Raw genomic sequence first — 9834 nt, 5'->3', positions numbered from 1 at the left:
CGCCAGTACTTCCCCAAAGGCAGCAACCTGGCCATCCACAGCCCCGAAGACCTCGCCGCCATCGCCGCCCAGCTCAACCGCCGCCCACGCAAAACGCTCGGCTGGGACACCCCAGCCGAGCGCTTGGCTAAACTCCTGACCGAAGCCAGCTAATCACCTGCGTTGCAACGACCCCTCGAATCCGCCACCGGAGCGAGGGGGCCTTCGGCGGAAGCGACGTCAGTCGGTCTCCGCCATCGCTTCGGCGAACTGCGCCGCGTACAGCCGTGCGTACGCGCCGCCGCTGCCCAGCAGCGTTTCGTGGTCGCCGTGCTCGACGATCTGCCCGTGCTCCATCACCAGGATCACGTCCGCGTCGCGGATCGTCGAGAGGCGGTGGGCGATCACGAAGCTCGTGCGCCCGCTGCGCAGCGAGTTCATCGCCCGCTGGATGAGGACCTCGGTCCGGGTGTCCACCGAACTGGTCGCCTCGTCCAGGATCAGGATCACCGGCTTGGCCAGGAACGCCCGCGCCACCGTGATCAGCTGCTTCTCACCCGCGCTGACCGTGCCGCCCTCGTCGTCGAGCACCGTGTCGTAGCCGTCCGGCAACGTCCGCACGAAGCGGTCCACGTACGTCGCCTGGGCCGCCTCGACGATCTCCTCGCGGCTCGGGTTGTCCGCGCCGTAGGCGATGTTCTCCGCGATCGTGCCGCCGAACAGCCACGCGTCCTGCAGCACCATGCCGGTCTGGTCGCGCAGCTCCTCGCGGTTCATCTTCGCGATGTCGACGCCGTCGAGCGTGATCCGCCCGCTGTCGAGCTCGTAGAACCGCATGAGCAGGTTGACCAGCGTCGTCTTGCCCGCGCCGGTCGGGCCGACGATCGCCACCGTCTGGCCGGGTTCGACGGTGAGCGACAGGTCGTCGATCAGCGGCTTGTCCGGCAGGTAGCGGAACGAGACGTCCTGGAACTCGACGCGCCCGCGGATCACCTCGGGCCGCTCCGGGTGCTCCGGTTCCGGTGCCTGCTCGTCGGCGTCGAGCAGCGCGAACACCCGCTCGGCCGACGCGACCCCGGACTGCAGCAGGTTCGCCATGCTGGCGATCTGCGTGACCGGCTGGCTGAACTGGCGCGAGTACTGGATGAACGCCTGCACCTCGCCGAGCGTGAGGCTGCCCGAGGCGACGCGCAGGGCGCCGATCACGGCCACCAGCACGTAGCTGAGGTTGCCGATGAACATCATCGCCGGCTGGATCATGCCGGAGATGAACTGCGCCTTGAAGCTCGCCTGGTAGAGCGTTTCGTTCTGCTTGTCGAAGATCGCCCCGGACTCCTCGCGGCGGCCGAACACCTTGACCAGCGAGTGCCCGGTGTACATCTCCTCGACGTGCGCGTTGAGCTTGCCGGTCGTCGACCACTGCTTGATGAAGTTCGGCTGCGCCCGCTTGCCGATCTTCGCCGCCACGACGGCCGACAGCGGCACCGTGAGCAGCGCGATCACCGCCAGCAGCGGCGAGATCAGGAACATCATGATCAGCACGCCGATGACCGTCAGCAGCGACGAGACGATCTGCGACAGCGTCTGCTGCAGCGACATCGCCAGGTTGTCGATGTCGTTGGTGACCCGGGAGAGCACCTCGCCGCGCGGCTGGCGGTCGAAGTACTTCAGCGGCAGCCGCGAGAACTTCGCTTCGACGTCCTCGCGCAGCCGGTACACCGCGTGCTGCACCAGCGTCGTCGTCAGCCGGGCCTGGATCAGCCCGAAGAACGACGCGATGACGAACAGCGCCAGCACGACCAGCAGGATCTGCCCGACCTTGTCGAAGTCGATGCCCACGCCGGGCACGAGGTCGACGCGGCCGTAGATGTCGGCGAGCGTGTTCTCGCCGCGGGCCCGCAGGCCGGCGACGATCTGCTCCTTGGTGACCCCCGGCGGGACCTGCTTGCCGAGCACGCCGGCCAGGATCGCGTCGGTGGCCTGGCCGAGGATCTTGGGCCCGATCACGGTCAGCGCGACGCTGGCCGCGCCGAGCACGAGCACGCCGATCAGGTGCAGCCGCTGCGGGGCGAGCATGCGCAGCAGCCGCTTGAGGGACCCCTTGAAGTCGAGGGCCTTCTCCGGCGGGGCGCCGCCCGCCATCCACCGCCCGGGTCCCTGCGTCGCGGCGCCGGTGTTCTTGTGCCGTTCGGCCGTGGGCCGTTCGCCCGCGTCGGTGACGGCGGCCTTCGGCGATTCCGTGGTGCTCACGCCGCCTCCTGCTCGGTGAGCTGCGACAGCACGATCTCGCGGTAGGTCTCGTTGCCGTCGAACAGTTCGTGGTGGGTACCGGTGCCGACGACGCGGCCCTCGTCGAGGACGATGATGCGGTCGGCGGTGCGGATGGTGCTGACCCGCTGCGCCACGATGATCACCGTCGCGTCGGCGGTTTCGGACACGAGCGCGCGGCGCAGGGCCGCGTCGGTCGCGTAGTCCAGCGCCGAGAACGAGTCGTCGAACAGGTAGATCTCGGGTTTGTGCACCAGCATCCGCGCGATCGCGAGCCGTTGCCGCTGGCCGCCCGAGACGTTCGTGCCGCCCTGGGCGATCGGCGCCTCGAGACGGCCTTCCATCGCTTCGACGAAGTCCTTGCCCTGCGCCACTTCCAGCGCGTGCCACAGCTCTTCGTCGGTGGCGTCCGGGTTGCCGTAGCGCAGGTTGCTCGCCACCGTCCCCGCGAACAGGTACGGCTTCTGCGGCACCAGCCCGACCGCGCGGGCCAGCACCGCGGGGTCGAGGTCGCGCACGTCGACGCCGTCGACCTTCACCGTGCCCTTCGTGGCGTCCATCAGCCGCGGGATCAGGTTCAGCAGCGTGGTCTTGCCGGTACCGGTGGACCCGATCACGGCGGTGGTCTCACCCGGCCGCCCGATCAGCGAGATGTCCTGCAGCACCGGCTTTTCCGCGCCGGGGTAGCGGAACTCGACGCCCGAGAGCTCCAGGTGCCCGTGCACCGCGCCGGGGCGGATCGGCGACACCGGCGGGCGCACGCTCGACTCGGTGTCGAGCACCTCGCTGATCCGCTCGGCGCTGACCTCCGCGCGCGGCACCATCATGAACATGAACGTGGCCATCATGACGGCCATCAAGATCTGCAGCAGGTAGGACAGGAACGCCGTCATGGCCCCGATCTGCATGCTGCCGGAGTCGATGCGCTGCCCGCCGAACCACAGCACCGCGACGCTGGAGGCGTTCATCACCAGCATGACGATCGGGAACATCAGCGCCATCAGCCGGCCCACCCGCAGCGACACGGTGAGCAGCTGGTCGTTGGCGACGTCGAACCGCTCGCGCTCGTGCTTGTCGCGGACGAACGCGCGGATCACCCGGATGCCCATGATCTGCTCGCGCAGCACCTGGTTGATCCGGTCGATGCGCTCCTGCATCAGCCGGAACGCCGGGCGCATCTTGGTGATGATCGTGCCGACCGCGATCGCCAGCACCGGCACGATCACCAGCAGCAGCCCCGACAGCGGCACGTCGAGGTTCAGCGCCAGGATGATCCCGCCGACGCACATGATCGGCGCGGACACCATCAGCGTCAGCGTCATGACCACGAGCATCTGGATCTGCTGGACGTCGTTGGTGGTGCGGGTGATCAGCGACGGCGTGCCGAACTGGCCGACCTCGCGGGCCGAAAAGTCCTGCACCCGGTGGAACACCCCGGCCCGGATGTCGCGGCCGACCGCCATCGCGGTGCGGGCGCCGTAGTAGACCGCGCCGATCGAACCGGCGATCTGGGCGAGCGTCACGGCCAGCATCACCGCACCGACGCGCAGGATGTAGCCCATGTCGCCCTTGATCAGCCCGTTGTCGACGATGTCGGCGTTGAGCGTCGGCAGGTAGAGCATGGCGATCGTCTGCACCAGCTGCAGCGCCACGATCACCCACAACGTGGTTTTGTACGGGCGCAGGTGACTGCGCAGGAGCTTGACTAGCACAACGATTCCCCCAGTGGAGTGGTGGTGGTGTTCGGTTCGGGTTTCCGTTCGGTGCCGCCGGTCAGGGTCGGCATCCCGGCGGCCAGCTCGTCCAGCAACCGCTCCAGCGTGGGCAGGAGCGGCTCGTCGGTCATGAACCAGTTGACGAACGCGACGCGGACAGCGCTTTCCACCGAGGAGGCCATCAGCCGGCACAGCAGGTGGTCCACACCGCCCACCCGTTTCGCGATCGTTTCGGCGAGGACCCGCTCGACCGCCGCGTGGGCGTTGAGGAACTCGCCCCGCAGCATGAGCTGGCCCATCAGCTCCCGGATACGCGCAACATACGCGCGATCGGGCTCGCCCTCACGCGAATATTGGTGGATCACCGCCTGCTTGACGGACTCCCAGAGCGGCTCGCCTTCGGGTCGGGCGAGCAGGGCTTCGCGCATCCCCTCGTGGCGGTCGACGACCACCGAGCAGACGGCCTGTTCCTTGCTCGAGAAGTAGTTGTTGAACGTCCGCGGCGAGACGCCGACCTCGGTGGCGATGTCCTCGACCCGGACGTTCTCCAGCCCGCGTTCCAGCGTGAGCCGCAACGCGGCCTGCGCGAGGGCCCGGCGGGCCTCGCGCTTCTTGCGTTCGCGCAGCGTCAGCTTCGGTGGTTCGTCCGGCGCCATGAACGGAGTGTAGCGAAAAACTTGCGTGCCCCGCAAAAAAGTGCGGGCCACGCAAAAATCTGGGCGAACCGGACAGGGCCGGATTCCGCTGCGCGGAGGCGCGCGGCCTGCGGTATCGGACGTCGTGTGCGCTCCGTTGCGGGGCGCAAATTGCAAAATTGGACCGATTGGCCTAACGCACTGCGCTCACCAGGAGCTACGCCCCGAAAATCCGCTCACTGCGCGCGATCGCACGAGGACCGGCTGTGGACATCTGGCGAGCCTTTCTGCTTGCATGTCGGGCGTCGCCGCCCGGGGGTCGGCGCCGCGTATTCGTTTTCCGCACCTGAGCAAGGAAGAAGTGGGACCACATGGCGAGCCGGGCCCGGGAACTCCTGGATCGATCACGCGTCCTGCTGGACCGCTCGCGCGTCGCCGCCGCGCAGTTCCTCACCGCGCCGCCGAAGCACCCCGGACACGCGCCCGCGCCCGGGCCGGCGCTCGCCCAGCTGACGCCGCCGCCCGTCGCGGCGGCGCCGGAAGCGCCGTCCGACGACGCCGTGCTGGCCGAGATCTGCGCCAGTGTGGCCCTGCGTGACCTCAACCTGCTCGACCAGCTCCTGGCCCGGCTCGAAGAGCTGGAGGCGGGGGAGGAGGACCACCACCGCCTCGCCGAGCTCTACCAGCTCGACCACCTCGCGACCCGGCTGCGCCGCAACGCCGAGAACCTGCGCGTGCTGGCCGGCCAGGAGACCGCCGACGACGCCGCCCGCGCGACGTCGGTGCTCGACGTCATGCGCGCCGCGATGTCCTCGATCGACCACTACGCCCGGATCACCATCGGCCGCGTGGTGAACCTCGGGGTCGTCGGCTTCGCCGCGGAGGACCTGGGCCGGGTGCTCGCGGAGCTGTTCGACAACGCCGCCAACCAGTCTTCGCCCAGCTCGCCGGTGAACGTCAGCGCGCACCTGACCGAGCAGGGCAGCGTGCTCGTCCGGATCGAGGACGAGGGCATCGGCATCCCCGCCGACCGGATCGACGGCCTCAACGCCCGGCTGGCCGCCGGCGGCGACCTCGACGACGCCGCGGCGCGGCACATGGGGCTCGCGGTGGTCTCCCGGCTCGCCGCCCGCCACGACGTCACCGTCCGGCTGGACCGGCGCAGCCCGCACGGCACCGTGGCCACCGTGCTGCTGCCCACCGGCATCGTCACCGAGCTGGCCGAAAACGCCTGGTCGGGCACCCGGACCGTGACCGTCGAGCCGGTGAAGGCGCCGGACGGCGAACCGGCCGCCGTCGGCGGGTTGCCGCGCCGCCGCCCGGGCACCTTCCCGCGGGAGGAGCCGGTGCGGGCCGTGCCGCGCAAGCCGAGCCCCCGCCCGCGGCCGCTCGAGACCGGCGGCACCACGGCCAACGGCCTGCCGCGGCGCGTGCCCGGCAGCATCCGCGGTGCCGCGCCCGAACCGCCACCACCGCCACCGGCCGCCGAAGCCGCGGCGAACGGGCACGAGCAGCTGCTCGCCGACCTCGGCGCCTTCGCCGACGGTGAGCAGGCCGCCCTCGCCGAGAACCACCGTGCCCAGCAGGACGAGACGCCCGGAGGAACCGCCTCGTGAGCGCCCCCCACCCGGCCCCGGCGAACTTCGCCTGGCTGCTCGACGACTTCGTGCGCAAGGTCCACGGCGTCAGCCACGCGCTGATCATGAGCGTGGACGGCTTTCCCCTCACCGCGTCCGACTCGGTCGGCGAAGCCGAGGCCGAGCAGCTCGCGGCGATCGCCAGCGGCCTGCTCTCCCTCGCCGGCAACAGCGCCGCGCTGTTCGGGAAGGGCAGCTGCGAGCAGATCATCATCCGGCTCACCCACGGCTACTTCCTGTTCATGGGCATCGGATCCGGTGCCGGGCTCGCGGTGCTGACCTCGGGCGAGGCGGACATGAAGGTGGTCGCCTACGAGATGACCCAGTTCATCACCAACGCCGGCCACGCGCTCACCCCCGAGGTGCGCGCCGAACTGCGCCAGGTGCTCACCGCGCGCCGCCCGCGGGTGTGATCGGAATGCCCGACGAGGATGTGATCTCCGTGTCCGAGAAGGACACCGCCTTGCCGCGGCGCAGCCGCCGGATCCGCGCGTACGCGCTCACCGGTGGCCGCACCAGCACCCGGCACCAGCTGCTGGTGGAGACGCTGGTCTCGGTCCCGCAGTACGACCCGGCGCTGAGCGGCACGCTCATGCCCGAGTCCCGCTCGCTCTACGAACGCGCCCGGGTGCGGTGCTCCATCGCCGAGCTGTCGGTCGGGCTCGACCTGCCGCTGGGCGTGGTGCGGGTGCTGATCGGCGACCTCGCGTCCCAGGGCGCGGTGTTCGTCCACCCCACCGCGCACGCCTACCACCACGACACCAACGTGCTCGAGAGGATCCTTGATGGGCTCAAGCGGCTCCCCGCCTGAGGGCGATCTGCTGACGATCTCCGCGAAGATCGTCGTCGCCGGGGGCTTCGGTGTCGGCAAGACCACGTTCGTCGGCGCGGTGTCGGAAGTGCCGCCGATGAGCAACGAGGCCTGGATGACCGAGGCGGGCGAAGGTGTCGACGACATCCCGCCCGGCGGCAAGTCGACGACGACCGTGGCGATGGACTTCGGCCGGATCACGCTGCGCCCGGACCTGCTGCTGTACCTCTTCGGCACGCCCGGCCAGGCCCGGTTCTGGTTCCTCTGGGACGACCTGAGCCGGGGCGCGCTCGGCGCGGTCGTGCTGGTCGACACCAGCCGGATCGACGAGTCGTTCGCGGCGATCAACTACTTCGAGAACGACTCCGACCTGCCGTTCGTCGTCGCGGTCAACCAGTTCGAGGGCATGCCGGTGCACGACCTCGACGAGGTGCGCGACGCGCTCGCGCTCGACCCGAGCGTCCCGCTGGTCACCTGCGACGCCCGCGACCGCGCCTCGGCGATCGCCACCCTGACCGAGCTGGTGAGCCACACGCTGTCGCTGGCCGTGCTGTCCGGCCCGCGCGAGCTGGCCGGCAGCGTCCCGAACGCCTGAGAAGGAGAACGAGCTTCATGCGCAGGGTTCTGATCGTCGGCGCCGGGCAGTCCGGGCTGCAGCTGGCCCTCGGGCTGCAGGCGAAGGGCTACGACGTCACGGTGATGTCCGCGCGGACCCCGGAGGAGATCCGGAACGGGCGCGTGATGTCCACGCAGTGCATGTTCCACGACGCGCTGCAGCACGAGCGGGACCTCGGGATCAACCTGTGGGAGGCCGACACCGTCAACGTCGAAGGCCTCGGTGTGTCGGTGGCGGCGCCGGACGGCGGCCGCGCGCTCGACTGGTTCGCCGAGCTCGACCACGTCGCGCAGTCGGTCGACCAGCGGGTCAAGATGGCGGGCTGGCTGGAGCTGTTCGAGGACCGCGGCGGCAAGCTCGTCATCCACGGCGTGATGACGTCCGAGCTGGACGCCCTGGCCCGGCTCTACGACCTGGTGATCATCTCGGCGGGCAAGGGCGAGCTGGTCCAGCTGTTCGACCGGGTGCCCGAGCGCTCGCCGTACACCAAGCCGATGCGCGCGCTCTCGCTGGCCTACGCCCACGGCGTGCGCCCGCGCCCGGAGCACCCGGACAAGATGGCGGTGCGCTTCAACATCGTCCCCGGCGTCGGCGAGCTGTTCATGATCCCCGCGTACACGCTGAGCGGGAACTGCGACATCCTCTTCTTCGAAGGCGTTCCCGGCGGCCCGCTGGACTGCTTCGACGACCGCCCGGGCCCGGCCGAGCACTTCGCGCGGATCCTCGACCTGATGAAGCAGTTCGTGCCGTGGGAGTACGACCGCTGCCGCGACGCCGAGCTGACCGACGCGAAGGCCACCCTCGCCGGCGGCTACCCGCCCGTGGTGCGCCGTCCCGTCGGCACCCTGCCGGGCGGGGCGATCGTGCTGGGCATGGCCGACGTCGTCGTCGCGAACGACCCGATCACCGGCCAGGGCTCGAACAACGCGAGCCACTGCGCGGCCACCTACCTGGACGCGATCGTCGAGCGCGGCGAGGAGCCGTTCGACGCCGGGTGGATGGACGCCACGTTCGAGCGCTACTGGGAGTACGCCCGGCACGTGACCGAATGGACCAACGCGCTGCTGCTCCCGCCGCCCCCGCACGTGCTCCAGATCCTGGGGGTGGCCGGGCAGAACCCGGCGGTCGCGCGGCGGTTCGCGAACGGGTTCACCGATCCGACGGACTTCCAGCACTGGTTCATGGACCCCGCACTTTGGGAGAAGTACCTGGCAGAGGTCTAGATCAGACTGTCGCCGGGGGACGATTCGGGCTACGGTAACTACGTAGCGTGAAGGCGACCCGGAGGTACGTGGCATGCGGGCGATGTGGAAGGGCTCGGTGTCGTTCGGGCTGGTGAGCATTCCGATCCAGCTGTACGCGGCCACCGAGAACAAGAACGTCTCCCTGCGCCAGGTGCACGAGGCCGACGGTGGCCGCATCCAGTACAAGCGGTTCTGCACGATCGACGGCGCCGAGGTGCCCTACGCCGAGATCGCCAAGGGCTACGAGCTGCCCGACGGCGAGATGGTCGTGATCACCGACACCGAGATGGCCGAGCTGCCGCTGCCCACGCAGCGCACGATCGACGTGCTGGAGTTCGTGCCGCTCGAGTCGATCGACCCGATCCAGTACGACCGGACGTACTACCTGGAGCCGCAGAAGAACGCCGTGAAGCCGTACGTCGTGCTGCGGGACGCGTTGCACAAGTCGAGCCAGGTCGCCATCGCCAAGGTCGCCGTGCGGCAGCGCGAGAGCATGGCGGTGCTGCGGGTGCACGCCGACGTGCTGGTGATGACGACGATGCTGTGGCCGGACGAGGTCCGCGAGCCCGACTTCCCGTTCCTGCGCGACGACCCGCCGCAGATCCGGCCGCAGGAGCTCACCATGGCCGGGTCGCTGATCGACTCGCTCGCCGAGCCGGTGTTCGAGCCGGAGAAGTACCACGACCACTACCGCGAGGCCCTCGAGGAGATGATCGAGGCCAAGGTGGCGGGGGAGGAGACGACCAAGCCCGCGGCGGTCACCGCGAAGGCCGACGTCGTCGACCTGATGGCGGCGCTGCAGGCCAGTGTGGACGCGGCGAAGAAGTCCCGCGGCGCGAAGTCCTCTTCGGAGGAGTCCGATGAGGACGGCAAGCCGGCCGCGAAGAAGAAGCCGGCGCCGCGGAAGCGGGCGCCGAAGTCGGCCTGAT

The 9834-nt window shown here is 69.8% G+C and carries 9 protein-coding genes and 1 pseudogene; 7 read left to right on the top strand and 3 right to left on the bottom strand.

Features of this window, described 5'->3' with window-relative positions; genetic code table 11:
• Positions 1 to 153, top strand: a pseudogene (locus ACWEVP_RS29725) (IS30 family transposase); the annotation flags it as partial.
• Between the two features lie 66 nt (positions 154 to 219).
• On the opposite strand, the gene ACWEVP_RS29720 reads toward ACWEVP_RS29725, so the two are convergent.
• From ACWEVP_RS29720 to ACWEVP_RS29710, 3 genes are read right to left on the bottom strand one after another with little or no spacing between them, the layout of a single operon-like run.
• Positions 220 to 2229 carry an ABC transporter ATP-binding protein gene (locus ACWEVP_RS29720; protein ID WP_452065870.1) on the bottom strand — a complete coding sequence of 670 codons (2010 nt, stop codon included), beginning with the start codon at positions 2227 to 2229 and terminating at the stop codon, positions 220 to 222.
• The gene (locus tag ACWEVP_RS29715; RefSeq protein WP_452065869.1) at positions 2226 to 3959 is read right to left on the bottom strand and encodes an ABC transporter ATP-binding protein; all 1734 of its coding nucleotides are present in this window, start codon (positions 3957 to 3959) and stop codon (positions 2226 to 2228) included. The genes ACWEVP_RS29720 and ACWEVP_RS29715 overlap by 4 nt, the downstream gene beginning before the upstream one ends.
• A complete protein-coding gene (locus ACWEVP_RS29710; RefSeq protein ID WP_452065868.1) occupies positions 3953 to 4618 on the bottom strand; it encodes a TetR/AcrR family transcriptional regulator in 666 nt (221 codons plus the stop codon). The genes ACWEVP_RS29715 and ACWEVP_RS29710 overlap by 7 nt, the downstream gene beginning before the upstream one ends.
• Positions 4619 to 4968: 350 nt before the next feature.
• On the opposite strand from ACWEVP_RS29710, the gene ACWEVP_RS29705 reads away from it, so the two are divergent.
• From ACWEVP_RS29705 to ku, 6 genes are all read left to right on the top strand, one after another.
• Complete coding sequence (locus tag ACWEVP_RS29705) at positions 4969 to 6213, top strand: sensor histidine kinase (RefSeq protein WP_452065867.1); 1245 nt, start codon at positions 4969 to 4971, stop codon at positions 6211 to 6213.
• Complete coding sequence (locus ACWEVP_RS29700; RefSeq protein WP_400872478.1) at positions 6210 to 6647, top strand: roadblock/LC7 domain-containing protein; 438 nt, start codon at positions 6210 to 6212, stop codon at positions 6645 to 6647. Before ACWEVP_RS29705 ends, ACWEVP_RS29700 begins: the two co-directional genes overlap by 4 nt.
• A 5-nt stretch (positions 6648 to 6652) precedes the next feature.
• Positions 6653 to 7045, top strand: coding sequence for a DUF742 domain-containing protein (locus ACWEVP_RS29695; protein ID WP_452065866.1), 393 nt, complete (start codon positions 6653 to 6655; stop codon positions 7043 to 7045).
• Positions 7020 to 7640, top strand: a complete 621-nt coding sequence (locus tag ACWEVP_RS29690) for a GTP-binding protein (protein WP_364465765.1) — start codon at positions 7020 to 7022, stop codon at positions 7638 to 7640. The genes ACWEVP_RS29695 and ACWEVP_RS29690 overlap by 26 nt, the downstream gene beginning before the upstream one ends.
• A 17-nt stretch (positions 7641 to 7657) precedes the next feature.
• Complete coding sequence (locus ACWEVP_RS29685) at positions 7658 to 8884, top strand: styrene monooxygenase/indole monooxygenase family protein (protein WP_452065865.1); 1227 nt, start codon at positions 7658 to 7660, stop codon at positions 8882 to 8884.
• Positions 8885 to 8957: 73 nt separating this feature from the next.
• Entirely contained in the window at positions 8958 to 9833 is an 876-nt protein-coding gene (ku, locus tag ACWEVP_RS29680; protein WP_452065864.1) for a non-homologous end joining protein Ku, read from the top strand.
• Position 9834: the final 1 nt, after the last annotated feature.

This window comes from Amycolatopsis sp. NPDC003865 (assembly GCF_053605345.1).
This window is presented reverse-complemented; position numbering and strand designations above follow the sequence as displayed.

Bases quoted from the DNA above. Each gene is read 5' to 3' on its own strand.
- ACWEVP_RS29705 (WP_452065867.1), top strand. From the start codon at position 4,969: ATGGCGAGCCGGGCCCGGGAACTCCTGGATCGATCACGCGTCCTGCTG.
- ACWEVP_RS29690 (WP_364465765.1), top strand. From the start codon at position 7,020: ATGGGCTCAAGCGGCTCCCCGCCTGAGGGCGATCTGCTGACGATCTCC.
- ku (WP_452065864.1), top strand. From the start codon at position 8,958: ATGCGGGCGATGTGGAAGGGCTCGGTGTCGTTCGGGCTGGTGAGCATT.
- ACWEVP_RS29685 (WP_452065865.1), top strand. From the start codon at position 7,658: ATGCGCAGGGTTCTGATCGTCGGCGCCGGGCAGTCCGGGCTGCAGCTG.
- ACWEVP_RS29710 (WP_452065868.1), bottom strand. From the start codon at position 4,618: ATGGCGCCGGACGAACCACCGAAGCTGACGCTGCGCGAACGCAAGAAG.
- ACWEVP_RS29695 (WP_452065866.1), top strand. From the start codon at position 6,653: ATGCCCGACGAGGATGTGATCTCCGTGTCCGAGAAGGACACCGCCTTG.